The organism is Paenibacillus sp. OV219 (assembly GCF_900110075.1).
In the GTDB taxonomy this organism is placed as follows: domain Bacteria; phylum Bacillota; class Bacilli; order Paenibacillales; family Paenibacillaceae; genus Paenibacillus_Z.
Window position 1 is genome coordinate 34,361 of the sequence record NZ_FOCJ01000005.1, and the last position, 16,526, is coordinate 50,886.

The 16,526-nt window shown below is 46.3% G+C and carries 14 protein-coding genes; 1 reads left to right on the forward strand and 13 read right to left on the reverse strand.

The genetic code is table 11. The features are described from left to right. Window positions 1–49: 49 nt before the first annotated feature. The 13 genes from BMY11_RS13915 to BMY11_RS13975 form a co-directional block, all read right to left on the reverse strand. The gene (locus BMY11_RS13915; RefSeq protein ID WP_090576922.1) at window positions 50–673 is read right to left on the reverse strand and encodes a thioredoxin family protein; all 624 of its coding nucleotides are present in this window, start codon (window positions 671–673) and stop codon (window positions 50–52) included. Between the two features lie 200 nt (window positions 674–873). Further along, on the reverse strand, window positions 874–3,513 hold the full coding sequence (gene ppsA / locus BMY11_RS13920; RefSeq protein WP_090576925.1) for a phosphoenolpyruvate synthase: 2,640 nt from the start codon (window positions 3,511–3,513) through the stop codon (window positions 874–876). A gap of 264 nt (window positions 3,514–3,777) precedes the next feature. After that, on the reverse strand, window positions 3,778–4,917 hold the full coding sequence (locus tag BMY11_RS13925) for a Gfo/Idh/MocA family protein (RefSeq protein WP_090576928.1): 1,140 nt from the start codon (window positions 4,915–4,917) through the stop codon (window positions 3,778–3,780). A 363-nt stretch (window positions 4,918–5,280) separates the two neighbouring features. Continuing rightward, complete coding sequence (locus tag BMY11_RS13930) at window positions 5,281–6,420, reverse strand: acyltransferase family protein (protein WP_090576931.1); 1,140 nt, start codon at window positions 6,418–6,420, stop codon at window positions 5,281–5,283. Between the two features lie 14 nt (window positions 6,421–6,434). Continuing rightward, window positions 6,435–7,199: a DeoR/GlpR family DNA-binding transcription regulator gene (locus BMY11_RS13935; RefSeq protein WP_090576933.1), complete on the reverse strand. Its 765-nt coding sequence runs from the start codon at window positions 7,197–7,199 to the stop codon at window positions 6,435–6,437. Between the two features lie 33 nt (window positions 7,200–7,232). Beyond that, window positions 7,233–7,697, reverse strand: coding sequence for a hypothetical protein (locus BMY11_RS13940; RefSeq protein ID WP_090576936.1), 465 nt, complete (start codon window positions 7,695–7,697; stop codon window positions 7,233–7,235). After that, complete coding sequence (locus BMY11_RS13945; protein ID WP_090576938.1) at window positions 7,672–8,079, reverse strand: hypothetical protein; 408 nt, start codon at window positions 8,077–8,079, stop codon at window positions 7,672–7,674. Before BMY11_RS13945 ends, BMY11_RS13940 begins: the two co-directional genes overlap by 26 nt. After that, entirely contained in the window at window positions 8,076–9,095 is a 1,020-nt protein-coding gene (locus tag BMY11_RS13950) for an ABC transporter ATP-binding protein (RefSeq protein ID WP_090576941.1), read from the reverse strand. The genes BMY11_RS13945 and BMY11_RS13950 overlap by 4 nt, the downstream gene beginning before the upstream one ends. 43 nt (window positions 9,096–9,138) lie before the next feature. Beyond that, window positions 9,139–10,158 (reverse strand): ABC transporter ATP-binding protein, encoded by a 1,020-nt coding sequence (locus BMY11_RS13955; protein WP_256217469.1) that lies wholly within the window; start codon window positions 10,156–10,158, stop codon window positions 9,139–9,141. 45 nt (window positions 10,159–10,203) lie between these two features. Further along, window positions 10,204–11,364, reverse strand: coding sequence for an ABC transporter permease (locus BMY11_RS13960; protein WP_090576944.1), 1,161 nt, complete (start codon window positions 11,362–11,364; stop codon window positions 10,204–10,206). Beyond that, on the reverse strand, window positions 11,361–12,359 hold the full coding sequence (locus BMY11_RS13965; protein ID WP_090576947.1) for an ABC transporter permease: 999 nt from the start codon (window positions 12,357–12,359) through the stop codon (window positions 11,361–11,363). The genes BMY11_RS13960 and BMY11_RS13965 overlap by 4 nt, the downstream gene beginning before the upstream one ends. Window positions 12,360–12,463: 104 nt before the next feature. Further along, a complete protein-coding gene (locus BMY11_RS13970; RefSeq protein ID WP_090576950.1) occupies window positions 12,464–14,500 on the reverse strand; it encodes an ABC transporter substrate-binding protein in 2,037 nt (678 codons plus the stop codon). A 217-nt stretch (window positions 14,501–14,717) separates the two neighbouring features. Then, on the reverse strand, window positions 14,718–15,587 hold the full coding sequence (locus BMY11_RS13975) for an AraC family transcriptional regulator (RefSeq protein ID WP_090576953.1): 870 nt from the start codon (window positions 15,585–15,587) through the stop codon (window positions 14,718–14,720). 240 nt (window positions 15,588–15,827) lie between these two features. On the opposite strand from BMY11_RS13975, the gene BMY11_RS13980 reads away from it, so the two are divergent. Continuing rightward, a complete protein-coding gene (locus BMY11_RS13980) occupies window positions 15,828–16,463 on the forward strand; it encodes a lysoplasmalogenase (RefSeq protein WP_256217470.1) in 636 nt (211 codons plus the stop codon). Window positions 16,464–16,526 lie beyond the last annotated feature (63 nt).

A 16,526-nucleotide genomic window follows, 5' to 3' on the forward strand; every position in this document is an offset into this window, starting at 1 on the left:
TCAACATATTCCTCTCCGACGACTTTCATATCAGTCCCCTTCTAAGGGCCTATCGGCTAATGATGGACTGAATTTCCCGAAGAATGGCATTCTGTTCTTGGCCGATGACTTCCGTTCTCCGAAGCTTCAAGAAGTGAAGCAGTTCCTTTCTCTCCGCCTCTTCGAGCGAGCTAATCGGTTTCCCGCGGCCTTCGAGCTCCGGATGGTCGGTCCAGAAATTTGCGATCCATTGGCCAAGAAGGGCGCTGATCTCCGCGGGACGTTCAATGAAGACGCCGAGTTCTTGTCCCGATCCGTCGAAGAAGACGTACGTAGGAATATGATTGCGCCCGTCGGCATGCTTATACAAGTCGGCGATATCTTGATTATCCGGATCGCGGTTTAGGATATGCAGTCGTAGCTTATCTGTCCGTTCCGCGATTTTACCGAACAGCGGAAGATTCGCGACAACATCTCCGCACCAATCGTGTGCAAGCACGAGAACGTCCACCGGTTCCTGGAGTTCGTTCAGGAAATCTAACTGCCGTTCGTCCGGCGCATAAGCTTCGAAATTAGCCGCAAGTGCCTGTTGGTTCACCTGCGCCTGCTCGATGAACGTGCCGAAAGAAACGGCTTCTTGAAATGCACGCTCTCTTCTTTCTTGAGAAAGGTTGGATGTCTCTGATAGGGTCATGGGAATACCTCCATTTTATCCGATTATTCTTATTGGTTTATATGTATATTATGAGCATAGCTCTTTGACATGGCTAATTGACTTTTTCTATTGGATGATAGAAAATTCGTGAAACCTCAAAACGCGCACCCATGGTATCCCGTCAGTAAACAGAACGAGGCTGCCGATTGGTTTCGCGGCAGCCTCGCATTATCGTTTCATTACAATATTTCAATGTACCCTTCTGTTCCATTCACGCGAATTCGTTGCCCGTCTTTGATCAGTCTGGTAGCATTGTCCACTCCAACAACTGCCGGCAAGCCATATTCACGTGCGATAACTGCTCCATGGGTCATCAGTCCGCCAACTTCGGTGACTAGACCTTTTATTGACACGAATAACGGTGTCCAGCCCGGGTCAGTAAAGGTGGTGACTAATATATCTCCATCTTCCAGATCGGCATTTGCCATGTCTATAATGACACGAGCCCTTCCTTCAATCACTCCAGAAGAAACAGCTAATCCTACAATCGCACTAACCGGCAGATGTTCTCGTTTGTACTCACCTGTAATGATTTCACCATCAGACGTGATGACTCGCGGGGGAGTTAGTTTTTCGTAAAATGTGTAATCTTCTTTTCGTTTACTGATGATCTGTCTGGTCGCAAGCGTCGCTTGCTGCTCGACCAAGTAACCCGGATCATCTAGTTTGTGAGTGCGTACGACTTCGTGAAGCTCTTCATAGGTTAAATAGTACATATCTTCTTTGTCATGGATAACGCCAGCTTGAACGAGTTGTTCGGCTTCTTTCAGTAGAGCCTGCTTATAAACGAAGTAGCGACTTACTATGCCGTATTTCGGATATTCCCGGTAGCCGATGAAATTCCGGATGAGGTCGATCCTTTGTTTTGTTTCTTTGGCTTTTTGTTCACCATCCGGTAATTGCTTCAATCGATCTATCAACTCTTTTTCTTTCTCCAAAGCTTCCTGGCGTCCTTGCTCAAATTTACGATTGCCGGCATTAGGCGCAGAGTTCTTGATGTTACTCAGAATTAGGGGGACAAGCGTAATTGGTTTTTCACTCCAACGAGTTCTCGTAATATCGATCTCTCCGGCACATCGCATTCCGTATTGGCTGAGATAATCATAGATAGCTTCTCTCGTTTCCCTTCCTCCATCGAACTTAAGCAGTTCATCCATAAAATGATCTTCTTTCGCATGCTGCAAATATGCAATAACTTCTGGAAAGGGCCGAATCACATCCGCGACATTCAATAACGCCAGACCCATTTCCGAAGTAATGTTATGAGGTACAGATTGTGAAAGAGTATCTGCTGCGTTTTTTTCGCCTAACCATTCGTTCATGCTTTCATTCACCCATGATGTAGCATTTATAGCAGCCATAAACACAGCCGTACTTTGTGGGTCAAATAAGATCTTCTTTAATTGCTGGATATCTTCTAGTATAAAATCAAACAAATCCGGTCCCGATTTTGCATGGATGTTTTGTTTTAACTCATCGATCGATGTTTGACTACATTTTATCAAATTAGAAACGATTGTTGGATCGTTCTCGAATTGTGAAAGCTTATCAGTGTTACTTCTACCCAGTGGCGGTGCTGCTGAAGGATCACTTGGCAACAATTTGATAAAACCTCGCTCTATTATGGTCGTAATTGCGCCTACAATGAGCGGATCGGATTCCAAGGTTTTCAATAAAGCTGCCCTGCCGGCAGGTGTAGCCAGCCTAGCTGCAATATCAACGAACAACCTCCCACCTGCCTTGCGCATAGGTGCAGGAGTAATTAACAGGTAAAAAGACAATCCCAATGGTTTAATGGGATCTGTCATCATTTGTTGGTGACCGACAGATAAATAGACGTGATTATCTTGATCATTAACTTCAGGGATCGGGTATATCGTCGTGATCGGCCGACTCTGGACAATATAGTAGGTATCATCAACCAAGCACCATTCGATATCTTGCGGGCAGCCAAAATAAGCTTCGATCTGTCTACCAATGTGAGCCAGCTGTAAAATTTGTTGCTCCGAAAGTGTTTGAGACATCTGCTGATCCGGATCGATCTGCATTGTCTCTGTCCCGCCTTCTTTCTTTCCATAGATATCCAATTTCTTAGTTGCGATCCTCTTCTCGACGATTTCCTCATCCCGCACCTTATAACAATCAGCAGATACCAAGCCGGAGACCAGAGCTTCTCCAAGTCCAAAGCTGGCATCGATGGTCAGTAATTTTCTGTTAGAAGTCACGGGATCAGCGGTAAATAAAATCCCTGACGCTTGCGGGAAAACCATCTTTTGAACGATAACGGATATATGAACTTGCTTGTGATCGAATCCATTCTGCATACGGTAGATTACAGCTCGTTCCGAGAATAGAGAAGCCCAACATTTGCTGATATGCTTCAGAATCGCATCTTTACCGATGATATTTAAATAAGTATCGTGTTGACCGGCAAAAGAAGCATGCGGCAAATCTTCAGCAGTCGCGCTTGAACGAACTGCATAAGCATGTTCCTCGCCAAATTGGGAGAGATAGTGAGCAACTTCTTTCACAACCTCGGATGGGATTTCTACTTCCGTAATGATCTGCCCTATCTTCCTGCTGATTTCACCGATTTGGTCTCGATCCTCCTCATTTAGCGTGCTAAGTCGATTGAGCAAAACATGATACGTTTCATTTTGTTCGATGGCTTGCTGGTACGCCTCTGTCGTCACACAAAATCCTTCCGGTACTTGTATCTCTTGAATCTTTGATAATTTCCCTAAATGCAACCCTTTTCCGCCAACGAGCCAAAGCTGCGTTTTTTCTACCTTCTGAATATCGAGAACCAAAGTACTCATTCAACATGTCTCCTCACCATTAAATTGACAATTGACAAGAGCTTGCCGGCATGGTACGATTAATTTATAAGATGAAACAACTGTGTTCAAACGGAAAAAACTAATCGTATACTGATTATAACTTCGCCTCTATTTTAGTGCAATATACAAAGAACTTGGACTGCCGTCCAGGTTCTTTTTTGATGCATCATCGGAAGACGACGGCAGAAACGAGTCAGAATAAACAAGGAGCAGCTGCCGTCGGCAATCTGCTCCTTGTTTCGTTCAGCTATCGTTTCCCGTTAGAATGGAAGTCCAACCGCTTCCTGATCGGATCACTTCAATAATACGCTGATCACGATATCCCTCTCGGAAAGTGGGATAAGGTTGATAGGCCTCGCCTTTGACGTCTCTTACAAATTCACGGAAGAAAGCATTCCATTTATTCTGTTCCCCATTACCTGTATCAGCATATCCCTCTAGTAATCGATCCGGCATTGTTTTGGTGATCGTTCCCTCATGGTTAACAATACTTACATCGTAAGAAAAAATGCCTTTTGCATCTATCGTTCCACGTTCTCCATAGATTCGAAAATACGGGGCTGTAGGAGAAAATGGCATCATAGCATCGAACTGAATCGTACAAGTAAAGCTGTCTCCAGATGGAGTACGATATTCCAATATAGCATTAAAGGATGAGTCTGCATCAACCGATTTCCACTCGGCGGCAGCAACCTCCTCATCGCTCAGAATCGCAAAGGATTGCCGCCAATCATGAATCTCACCAATAACTGGTGCCTTCTCTCTACCAAGTCGCGATTCTCCCATCACGCGGATGGGATCACTGCCGAAAACCTTGCTCAGAATCCCTAGAAAGTGCGTGAGAACATTATGCAACGCTCCACCGCCGAGTGAGAGGTCAAATGTCCACGTCCATGGAGAGTTTGAGTGAAACATGGGTACGAAGGCACTAATTTCTACAGCCTTTATCCGTCCGATTGCTTCCGATTGAACCAATTCTTGAATCCAGGATGTAGTCGGATCATACGCTTGAGTTGCTGCGTAAGCATGTTTAATACCGATGTCCTCGACCGCATTCAACATGCGTTGTGCTTCAGTTGCAGACACTGCGAGGGGCTTCTCACAAACAATATGAGCTCCTAGGGCGAGAGCCTCTTGGATAACATCCTCTCGTAATACAGCTGGTGTCGCCAGCGAAATAATATCAGGCTTCAATTCACGCAATGTAGCGCGCCAATCAATCGATGCTACAGGAACTTGTAGCCTGTCTGCAACCTCCTTGACGACAATTACGTTACGAGCGCAAATAGCGGCCACTTCAACACCTGCACTCCTTAAGCCAATCGTATGACCTTCCCCAGCCCAACCGGCACCAATAACGACTGCCCGCAACGGCGCACTCATATTCAGTCCACCTCCGCTTTACGTTAGTCTTTTAGCCCCGGTCACACCAATTCAGCATGACTTGGTTGAATACCATGGAGTTTTTTAAAGAAAGATAGCGCATCGCTGGGAGTCTTAATGGTTGGTCCGTAAATTATTTTGTTGTTAAAATGTCCATTCATCTTGTACCATACTCGATACTGCAAATAATGCTCCATACCTCTCCCTCAACTCCTCCATATGAATAAGAACATCATATAATAAGTATGATGAAAATATTGTCAGAATGTGAAGACACTGGATGGGAATTGTATACGTCAAAAGAGAGCCAAGACCTTATCGTCTTGGCTCTCTTTGGTGCTTGTATGGTACGAAGCTTATAGGCTAATCGTACTTGAGCGGTTCCTTCTCTCGTGAAATCGGCAGCACAACCTCTGTCCGACTGGAGCTCTTCGTTATCAGGTCCCTCATCCTCATGATTGGGACCTCATAATACCGATGCATGAGGAACGTAAACGTGAACAACACGATTAGCGCAAATATGAGCAAGTACAAGCTATGTCCAACACTCGCTGTCGTATTCTCCTTATTGAACCAGATGAATATGTTCCAATGAAACAAGTAATACCCATAACTCTGGGCGCTGAAGAAGCGGATGCTAGACCGCAGCTTCGGAAGCCGATCCAGTCGTGGGAAATGCACTTCCAGCACAGCAATCAGCAGCGCGATAAACAAGGATACAAGACTGAACAGGATCGTCCTGTCAAACCAGGATTGATCCATTGTTTGATCTTGAATACCTTTGTAAACAAGGTAGCCGCTGAAATACGTGAGCCCGGCTAACGCGAGAACGAAGGACGTTTTGCCTGCGAGAATTTTCCGGTAAAACGTCACATGGTACGTTCTGAAACCTGCGAGCATGACACCGAACACAAGGCTATCGAGACGCAGCGGGATTTGCTTACGTATCCCATAATCCCAGAGCGGCTGACCGCCCTGGACTTCAGCCATTCGCAGCAAGGGAAAAAGAATAAGAAGCAGTGATGTCATAACGAAGAAGGCTGCCGATTTATTGCGAAATTTACCTACCCATAGCAGAGGAATCGGAATCAACAGGTAAAACCATTCCTCAATGGAAAGACTCCATGAGATCGGAAGAAACGATAAATGCTGCTCATTAAAGTTTTGCAGAAAGACAAGGTTTGAAAAATCCATATCTTTACTTACTAACCAATACGTGGCGAACACTGTGAAATAATACAGCGGCAGCGTCCGAAACCAGCGACGGAGATAGAATTGCTTTAAACCAGAGAGTGATCCATTCTCAACGATGTCCTTTAGTAGAATCCGCCCAATCAGAAAACCGCTTAATACAAAAAACAGCTCGACCCCTAAATACCCGGTTACATAGTTGAGCGGGTTGAAATTGTGATATTGCATGAAGAAGAATCCGAGTGCATGGCAGAATAACACGAGAAAAATAGCGATGCTACGGATGAAATCCAATCCGGCATTGCGTTCCATTATGATGCACTCCTTCAATTCAGCAGCTGAATAACATCTATAGATCGACGGCGGAGCTGCTGCACATATTCGGCAGGTGTTTGCGTATCCGTAATAAGATGATCGATCCGGTCCCAACCCGTGATCGTTGTGAATGCCTGCATATTAAATTTGCTGTAGTCTGCCAGTAAAAACACTTGATCCGCCATGCCAACCATTTTGCGCTTAACTCTGGCCTGAAGCTCGTTTGATTCGGAAATGCCGCGCTCCATATGAACTCCTTTACAGGAAATGAATGCTTTATCGACGTGATATTCCTCTAGCGATTGCTCGGCCAAAGGACCAACGAATGAAAGTGAATTCGGCACAAGTGTACCGCCTGTACTGATGACAACCACATTCTTCTTCTCCCTTAGCACATACACGACATTCAACGAATTCGTCAGAACGGTCAGCGGAATGTCTGGCAGCAGCTCAGCGAGATGCCATGTCGTCGTACTGGCATCAATCACGATTCGATCATTCGGCTCGACGAGCTTGACGGCTTCCATCGAGATATTTTGCTTCTCCGCCACATGCGCCGACTCCCTAAGTAAATAAGGCGTTTCAAGCGTTTGCGGCTGAATGCGTATGGCGCCGCCATAGCTGCGCAGCAGACGGCCCTCGTTTTCTAGTCGATCCAAATCACGACGTATGGTTTCCTCGGTGACTCTACACAATTGGCTAAGCTCAGCAACGCGTATGCTGCCTTTTTCATTCACAATCCGAACAATGTATTGGTACCTCTCCGCTACGAGCATGATTGCCACCTCCTTACCAAGCTCGCTTCTACATTAATTTTGATCGGAAGCAATTGCTTTCTTCCCGAGCGCTGCGGATAAGATCGAAAGAACCAATGCTCCAATTCCCTCGACTACAATGAGAATCCAATCGCTCTGAAGCTTGCTCTGCATTCCTGCTAATAAGTATGGAAGCCCACAGGCGAACAAAATCCAAGCTTGGATAGAAAGAACCTTGGTAAAGGACTTCCATAGTCCTCCGGATAAGACCCGTTTCTTGAAATGATATTGACTGTAATATACAAATACGAGCCATCCGATACCAAGAATAATAAACAAACTATAGTCGATGGCCTGCCATTTGAAAGGATCCACTTCAAAGTAGCCGAGAAATGCAATTACGAGTCCTCGCAGCGATAGCCAATTAACAATCCCGATGAGCGATACGACAGCTGTAAGGAGTACGGACAGAAACCCGGCCAAGGCATGTTTCTTATGCTCCTGCAATAACGGATCCATTCGTTCCCTCCTCACTCCACTCTCTATAGAGTTGCTGGAGTGTTCGCAGAATAGCCTTCCGAGCTTCCTCGTTCTCAACGAGGTTTGTTCGTTTAACATAAGCCGTTAATCGGCGGAGTTTCCGCAGGTAACTGCGGGCAGCAGCCTGCTGCATTCTCTGAATCGCCTTTTCGTTCCCACTTTGATGAAGCTGGATGAGTCTCAGATTATTTTTGCGCGACCAACGCTCCGGGATCATGCCAGATGAGGTGATGGCATCAATGTCGCGATGTTTCTCTCCGAAGATCTTCTCGAGCATAAACCGCATGTACCATATCGAGGCAAACATGATGAGAGATAAGCTAATTAAGAATATGAGTAAAATCAGCGCAATCGCACTCATATGGATGACGCTCCCTGCAATTGCAGCTCTCCGGCAAAGTGACAAGCGGAATAATGTCCCTCACCCACTTGCTTCCACTCAGGAGCGGTGCTTTTGCAAACGTCTTGCGCATACGGACAACGCGGGTGGAAGTAGCAGCCGGAAGGCGGATTCGCCGGATTAGCAACCTCGCCTGCTAAAATAATACGATTTGTCTTCTTTCGTGGATCTGGTAAAGGCTTGGCGGATAACAGCGCCTCCGTATAAGGATGCTGCGGATTTCGGAACAACGTCTTCGTTGCAGCCGTCTCCACCATCTTGCCGACATACATCACACCGACTCGATTGGATATGTGCTGGATAACGCCAAGATCATGAGAGATGAACAAATAACTCAGATTCAGCCTCTCCTGCAAATCCTGCAGCAAATTGATAATTTGAGCCTGAACGGATACGTCGAGCGCCGATACCGCCTCATCGCAGACAATAAATTTCGGATTCGTTGCGAGTGCCCTCGCGATTCCGATACGCTGACGCTGTCCGCCGCTGAATGCATGCGGGTAGCGCTCCAAATGCCGACTGTTCAATCCGACCATTTCCATCAGCTGCTTGACACGGTCCTTGAGTTCATCTCCCCGAGCCATTCCGTTGCATATAAGCGGTTCTGCAATAATATTGAGCACCGTCATCCGAGGGTTTAACGACGAATATGGGTCTTGAAAGATGAGCTGCATATCTCTTCGTATTGACCGCAGATCTTGATTGTTCAGCTTCATTACATCTTTGGTTTGACCTTGTCGGTCGCGGAACATTACACTTCCCGATGTTGGCTCGATCGCCCGTAATACACAGCGTCCGAGAGTCGTCTTCCCGCAGCCGGATTCTCCGACAAGACCAAGTGTTTCTCCAGGCCGAATTTGAATATGTACATCGTCGACTGCTTTGACAAATCCGACCGTTTTCTTTAAGAATCCCTGTTTAATAGGGAAGTATTTCTTCATGGCATGGACGTCTAGTACGAATTCCTCCTGGATCATTGCTCAACCTCCTAAGAGTTTTTGCGCTTCGTAAGCATACGCTTCAGTTTATAACCCCTTCTACCAGCAAACAACGGACAGAATGACCTTCCGCCACATTAAAGAGCGGCACATCATCGACATTGCAAACGCCGTCCTTCGCTAGCTTACAGCGCGAATAGAAGCCGCATCCTTTAGGTAAATTCATCGGGAAGGGCACGGTACCTTCAATCGATTCTAGCCTTTGACTCTCCCGCATGACGGAAGGTATTGAATTGAGAAGTGCTTTCGTATAGGGATGTTTCGGGTTATGGAACAACGTATCCACGTCCGTATACTCGACCACCTTGCCTAAATACATAACCGCTACATCGTCCGACATTTCTGCGATTACACCGAGATCATGTGTAATGAAGATGACGGAAGTGTCGTGCTTCGTTTTCAAATCATTGATCAGCTGCAGCACCTGTGCTTGCACCGTGACATCAAGCGCCGTCGTCGGCTCGTCGGCAATCAGAATGGAAGGGCTGCACGAGAGTGCCATCGCAATCATCGCCCTTTGACGCATCCCACCGGACAGCTGATGAGGATATTCACTCATCCGCTGCTCAGGATTTGACATACCTACCTTCTTCAGAATATCGACTGCAATTTGGTAAGCTTCGTTCTTATTATCAGTCGCATGAAGCAAGATCGCCTCTATGATTTGGTTACCGACCGTATGAATTGGCGAGAACGCCTTCATCGGTTCTTGAAAAATCATCGCGATTTCCCCGCCGCGAATATCTCTGATCTCTTTGCCCCGGGCATCGAGCTTGGCGAGATCGACGGTTTCATAGCTTCCATCTGCCTTCTTCCGGGAAAGCCGAATTTCACCTTGAACCTCTCCTGGCTTCGGCACGATGCGCAGCAGCGCCTGTGAAGTTACGCTTTTACCGCATCCGCTCTCTCCAACGATGCCTAATGTCTTGCCGCGCTTTATCCGCAGATCGACCCCGTCTACTGCTTTCAGAAGGCCTTCATCAAGTCGGAATTGTACTTTGACGTCCTTCATTTCCAATATTACGGTCTCTTGCTGAGTCACGCCTCCACCTCCTAAGAGTTTTGCGATCCTAAATATATGCAGAAGCTATTTATAAGGATCTGCGGCATCCCGAAGCCCGTCTCCGAGAAAATTGAACATGAGTACGGTTACCATAATAAAGGCAGCCGGCATGAGTAACCATGGATGATGTGCAAGTGTATTCAAGTTCTGCGAATCCTGTAGAAGGACGCCCCATGATACTACAGGAGCTTGTAAGCCAATACCGAGAAAGCTAAGTGCAGTCTCACCTAAAATATTGGCCGGTATGGACAATGTCACGCTCACGATGATGTAACTAGCAAATGAGGGAAGAAGATGCTTTCTGATGATACGCAAATCGCTTGCCCCAGCTAGCCGTGCCGCCATCGTGAAATCTTCTTCGCGAAGAGACAAGATTTTACCACGTACGACTCGGGCGAGCCCCGTCCAACCAATGATGGAGAAGATGATAATAAGACCGAAATAGATTTTCGTAGACGACCAGTCTCGGGGGACAGCCGCCGATAGCGCCATCCAGAGCGGAATGGTTGGAATACAAATGAGAAAATCAATAATACGTTGAATGATCGTATCGGATACTCCGCCCAGGTAGCCGGAAATGCCGCCGAGCAGCAGTCCTATAATGAGCGTTAATGCGATACCTATGAGTCCAAACGATAAGGATATGCGGCCCCCATAAATGATGCGAGAGAACAGATCATGTCCGAGCTGGTCCGTACCCATCAGAATGAGCGCAGCTTTCGAATCACCTAATCCAAACAGATGAATATTTGACGGTATAAAACCCCACATCTTATAAGACTCTCCAGCTACGAAGAAGCGGATCGGGTATTTCTGTGTCTTATCCTCTGTAAACGTCCGCAAAAATGTGTCTGGATTTACCTTCTCTTTCATCCCGTAAACGAAAGGTCGAAGTTGAAAGCCGGTTTCGGGATCGACGAAATGAATCTTTTGGGGCGGGGCGTCTTTATAGGTTGTGAAACGCGTCCCTGCCAAATTAGGAGACAAAAATTCACAAAACATAACGATTAGATACATGATAATCAAGAGAACCGCCGAAATAACCGCCAGTTTATGTTTTTTGAATTTCCACCACATAAGTTGCCATTGCGAAGCCACTTCATAGCTTGTTGGGTCGGCTGACTTTTTTCGCTTCGTTCGCGATTGCCGGCGAAGCTGGTTAAGTACGGTTGATAATCCACTCATTCTGATACACCTCCGAAGCGGATTCGAGGGTCAATTGCCGCAAGTAAAATATCCGAAAGCAGGGTTCCTAGCACCGTAATGACGCTAGTAATTAATATAAAGCTGCCGCACAAGTACATATCTTGAGACATGAGCGCTTTCAGCAGCATCGGTCCTGTTGTCTGCAGGTTGAGAACAATCGAGACGATGACTTCTCCGGAAATTAGCGCGGGAAGCGTCCATCCGATCGTGCTGATGAGCGGGTTGATCGCCATGCGAACGGGGTATTTAAAGAGCAGCTTGCCTTCCGAAACACCCTTCGCTCTAGCGGTAATGACATATTGTTTCGATAATTCATCAAGCAGCATACCCCTTGTGATACGGATGAGCGAGGCAGCGGCAGACATCCCGATGACGACAACAGGTAATATCATCCTCGGCAACATGTCCATCAGCTTCGCGAAGCTCCATGGTGCATCGACGTATTGTGTGGAGAACAGCCCCGTAATCGAAACTCCCGTCTCTATGAATATAAAATAGACGAGCATAAGTGCGATTAGGAAGCCTGGGATCGCAACGCCGATAAATCCAAGAAAGGTAAACACATAATCGAGAATCGAATATTGGTGTGTTGCCGAATAAATGCCGATTGGAATGGCCACGAGCCAAACGAAGATAAGAGAAACAAGCGATATGGTGACCGTCAGACCAAGTCTTGGCCAGATGACGTCAGCAACTGGCATATTGTACTGGAACGAACGACCCAGATCTCCGTGAAAGACAATATCTTTAATCCAATAGACATATTGGACGATTAACGATTGATCCAGACCGTATTGTGCTTTCAAGCTCAAGATAGCGCTCTCTGAAACATCATTACCTGCTAGCTTCAATTGTTGAACATAGTTGGTCAAGAAATCACCTGGAGGCAGCTGAATGATGACAAACACGATAACACTTATCGCGATCAACAACGGAATAAGCTGTAGTACGCGGTACGAAATATAATTTAGCATGCGGTTCCCTCCTTCATTGTACGCCGCAAACCTAGTAACGAACCAAGAGCCCAGCCACCTTGTATCGGCTCCCTGGGCTCCTGTAAGGTTCGTTGACTTACTTATTATTTACCGAAGAAGAATTGCTCTCCGCTAAAGTCTGAGGCGATCGCAAAGCTGCTATCGCTCGGAATATTATGGAGCTTGGCGTTGACGATGAGCGGTTGTTTCACTTCGCTCAGCGGAACGAATGCCCACACGTTTTTATTCATTTCTTGCTTCACCTGCTCAATGATTTTCTTCGCATTGTCAGGATCAGTAGCCAATGCTTGGTCGATGAGATCATACAGTTTCTTCACGTCTGCAGGTGGCTCTTTACCTTGTTTGCCTGAGCTTGAATGCCACTGATCCCACTGCGGAGCCCACATGCCTTGACCCCAATCGCCCATATACCAAAGTGGTGTATGCATCCAAATGACTGTCGCCTGAAGGTCATTGGCGGTATTACGTTGACCCCATAGCGTTTGGTCTATCGTCTTCATCGTTACGTTTAGTCCGAGTGCTTTCCACATTTCGACGATTAGCTGTGTATACGGAACGATATCCGGCGCTTGAGCACCTACTTCAAACGGAATTGTAAATACTTTTCCGTCAGGGCCTAACCGTTTGCCGTCCGAGTTTTTCTTCATACCCATATCGTCAAGCAGCTGGTTCGCTTGATCCAAATCGAACGTAGGATCAACGATGTCGCCCGGCTTAGCGAAACCATAATAGATCGTATCGATAAGCTCTTGGCGGTTGATCGCCAGATTAAGCGCTTTGCGGAATCGAACGTCCTGAACGACTTTCTGCCAGTTCGGATCTTTGTAGGTCAAGTTGAGGAAAATATCTGTCGGTGTAACGTGCATGTTGTTAAGCACCGCTTTGTACTTGTCCTTCTCGTTTTCTTTGTACAGAGACATCTTGACGAGGGAAGCCGATTCGCGGGAGAAGTCAACTTCGCCGGCGATCGTTTTCAAACCAACCATTTCAATGTCCGTTACGAGCGAGCTTTCGATTTTATCGATATAAGGAAGTTGGTTACCTGCCGTATCGACTTTAAAGTAGTACGGATTCCGTTCATACGTCGTTAAGCTCTGGGTCGCTTTTGTAATAATCCATGGATAAAGCGATGGGAATCCAATCGCTTCCGAATGATTCAATTTCCAGTTTGTAATATCCTTGAAGTTGAATAGATTCACCCACTCGCCTTTTTTAAAGCCGGCTTTCTTGATTTCCGGCTCCAATTGATCGAGCGGTGTGTACTTGGTGTGGAATTTCTTAAGGAAGTGAGCAGGTTTCAGAAGTTCCGTATATCCACGCCAGCCTTGAATGGCAAGTCGGATTAGGAGACCACCGTAGGGACGGTCAAACGAGAGCTTGAAAGTGAACTCGTCGATGACATCAAGCTTCAATGGTGCACCGTCAGCTACACCGCCGGATTGAAGATATAATGGGAAGATCGGCGTCAGTGCCTTATTCATCAGAACATCCTCAACCGTGAACCGGATATCCTCCGTCGTTACAGGCTCTCCATCGGACCATTTCAGTCCTTTACGCATTTGGAACGTAATGGATTTCTGGTCATCGCTCAATTGATAATCTTTGAGCACGTTGCCTGTAAGCTTCTCTCCGAGAATACCTGGGGTATTGAGCAGCGGCTCGTTGTCCATAACGAATACGTCCGCATCCCAGTTCGCAACCGATGTAACCGTTTTCAAAGTTCCGCCGAATGAGCCAACTTCATACTTCAACTCATCCTCTGTCATTTCATTCGTAAGTTTGTAGTCTGCAGGTAAACGATCTTTCACAGCAGGAAGGCCCTTGCTATCTAATACTGGTGACTGATGGAATTCTGTAATCTGCCCATCTGTAGATGTGTTCGTTGCATCGTTCGTTGCGTCGTTCTTTGAATCGTTTGTTGCATCGTTCGTTGCTGTGTCTGTTGAATTGTTAGCGGTGTTGTCTGCCGTATTCGTTGTCGTGTTGTCATTCTTGGTGGTTGCGTTCGAAGTGCCTTTCGAGTTTGAAGAGTTATCATTGCCATAACAACCTGTTAAAGCGAGCGTACAAATGAGAGCGGTTACAAGAGATACTAGCAAAAGCTTTCTCCTTAACTTCATTTACAACCCTCCGATACCTTTGTTTGTTTTTGAGTTTATTGGACTCACCATCATTATTATGTGAGATTACCCACAAATTCAATAAAAGATTTCTGTTTTTTCTGAATTTTGAATAAGAAGTAAAGATCGCCCACTCGGTAACAAATTTTGCAGTCCATATGCCCACATAAAACAAAAAAAGCCCCACAAGGGGACTTTTTGTCGAATGTAAGCGATTTCAATTTGTTATATGCTGTTCGCGCATCTGCTGAGGTGTAAGTCCGTAATACAGTTTGAACAACCGATAAAATTGTGATTTATCGGAATAACCCACACTCTTTCCAATAGAACCCACACATTCGACAGTCTCGAGCAGCATGCGCTTCGCCTCTCGAAGTCTTACTTTCTGGACGTACTCGGTAAACGTATAGCCGCAGCAAACTTTGAACATTTTGCTAATGTAATAAGAGGAATAATAGCTTTCTTTGGCAAGATCTTGGAGTGTGATCGGGGAGGCATAATGTTGTTCGATATATGACAATAGCTTTGGCAGTAATATCTGAATGTCTTGGGTTGCTCCGTTTTGAAGATTGTCCTGCATCCTACGAAAAGCAGAAGTTAGCAGCAGCGTTGTGTAGCCGCTTAGCATGGCTCGATAACCGTAGTTCTTATTCGTGTACTCCATGTACATCGTTTCGAGCAACTCCTCCAGCTCCAGTATGGAGCCGCCTATAAACCGGATTTGTCGCGAAGATCGCTGCAGAGTAGGATGAAACTCTAGAAAAAGCTCTTGTGAAAAAAAGCTTTCGTCCGGTTCAAGTGAAATCAATTGTCTGTTGTAGAAATCAGTTTGAATCAAAATATTCATATACTCCATACCTTCTACATCCTCGAATGAATGACGATCGCCTACATTCATCCATAACAAATCACCACGCTGGACCTTATACGTTTGGTCGTTTACCTGGTGTCTACCTGTACCTCGCAAAATATACACTAGTTCGACAAAATTATGGGTGTGCTCGGGCTCATGCGAGTGATTCGACAACTTTAGCAGTGCGATTCGCTCATCGTTCTGAATGAAATCAATAGCTTGGTAGACATTCATTTATTAGCCCTCTTTCTTCCGCAGAAAGCCCCTTTGCAATCGCCAACTGCGATTATTTTGCGTGACAGTACTACATTCGCCAATTCCTTAACATTCCCTCCTATCCCACATTGCTCACATTTAAATTGTTATTTGTATGCATGGACCCATTAAAACTTGTCTCAGTGAGCGTAGCAGGAACAGGGGAAATGATATCGAATGTTGTAAATCAATCACATATTCCTTTAGGAGGAGCAGCCATTGATCCGCAAGCTACTTCCATATGCCATCGCACTTATGAGCATCTTGTACGTATTCGTCATTCCAGCCGAACCAGCAGGCATGAAGCTGGTTTTCAAGCTGATTCCAATGGCGCTCATCCTGACGTATGCCAGCCTGCTTTGTCCGCCTGCAAGGCAGCCGAAGCATTGGCTGCTCTTGTTCGGGCTATTCTTCTCCATGTGCGGCGACGGACTCATGAAATGGTTCGTTCCCGGGCTCTCCGCATTTCTGATCGGACATATGTTCTACATCGCATCTTTCACGAGGCAGCTCCGTTTCTCCTGGCCGCGTGCCGCAACTCTTCTACCGATTGCTCTCTATGCCGGGTATATGGGCCACCGCCTTATGAACGCGCTTCAAGACAGCGGGGACGGCGGACTCATAGCGCCTGTTCTCGTTTATATCACCATTATCTCGTTGATGGCTTGGACGGCGATATTAACAGGCAATCGTAACGCGATAATCGGATCGCTGCTCTTCCTGGCCTCCGACTCCATCCTCTCTTGGAACATGTTCGTTTCGGACATCTCCTATTCCACGATATGGATTATGAGCACCTACTATGCGGCGCAGTTTTTCATTGCCAGCAGCATTCGGGAATCCTCTGCTAGGTGACGAAATAGGAGCAGTGCGCTAACGCAGCTCCCTTGATCCGATAATAAAAAAGAGCCCGATCCT

Excerpts from the sequence above, each read along its gene's own strand:
- BMY11_RS13945 (WP_090576938.1), bottom strand. The coding sequence starts at position 8,079 with ATGAGTGCGATTGCGCTGATTTTACTCATATTCTTAATTAGCTTATCT.
- BMY11_RS13970 (WP_090576950.1), bottom strand. The coding sequence starts at position 14,500 with ATGAAGTTAAGGAGAAAGCTTTTGCTAGTATCTCTTGTAACCGCTCTC.
- BMY11_RS13950 (WP_090576941.1), bottom strand. The coding sequence starts at position 9,095 with ATGATCCAGGAGGAATTCGTACTAGACGTCCATGCCATGAAGAAATAC.
- BMY11_RS13940 (WP_090576936.1), bottom strand. The coding sequence starts at position 7,697 with ATGGATCCGTTATTGCAGGAGCATAAGAAACATGCCTTGGCCGGGTTT.
- BMY11_RS13915 (WP_090576922.1), bottom strand. The coding sequence starts at position 673 with ATGACCCTATCAGAGACATCCAACCTTTCTCAAGAAAGAAGAGAGCGT.
- BMY11_RS13925 (WP_090576928.1), bottom strand. The coding sequence starts at position 4,917 with ATGAGTGCGCCGTTGCGGGCAGTCGTTATTGGTGCCGGTTGGGCTGGG.
- BMY11_RS13960 (WP_090576944.1), bottom strand. The coding sequence starts at position 11,364 with ATGAGTGGATTATCAACCGTACTTAACCAGCTTCGCCGGCAATCGCGA.
- BMY11_RS13935 (WP_090576933.1), bottom strand. The coding sequence starts at position 7,199 with ATGCTCGTAGCGGAGAGGTACCAATACATTGTTCGGATTGTGAATGAA.
- BMY11_RS13965 (WP_090576947.1), bottom strand. The coding sequence starts at position 12,359 with ATGCTAAATTATATTTCGTACCGCGTACTACAGCTTATTCCGTTGTTG.
- BMY11_RS13975 (WP_090576953.1), bottom strand. The coding sequence starts at position 15,587 with ATGAATGTCTACCAAGCTATTGATTTCATTCAGAACGATGAGCGAATC.
- ppsA (WP_090576925.1), bottom strand. The coding sequence starts at position 3,513 with ATGAGTACTTTGGTTCTCGATATTCAGAAGGTAGAAAAAACGCAGCTT.
- BMY11_RS13930 (WP_090576931.1), bottom strand. The coding sequence starts at position 6,420 with ATGGAACGCAATGCCGGATTGGATTTCATCCGTAGCATCGCTATTTTT.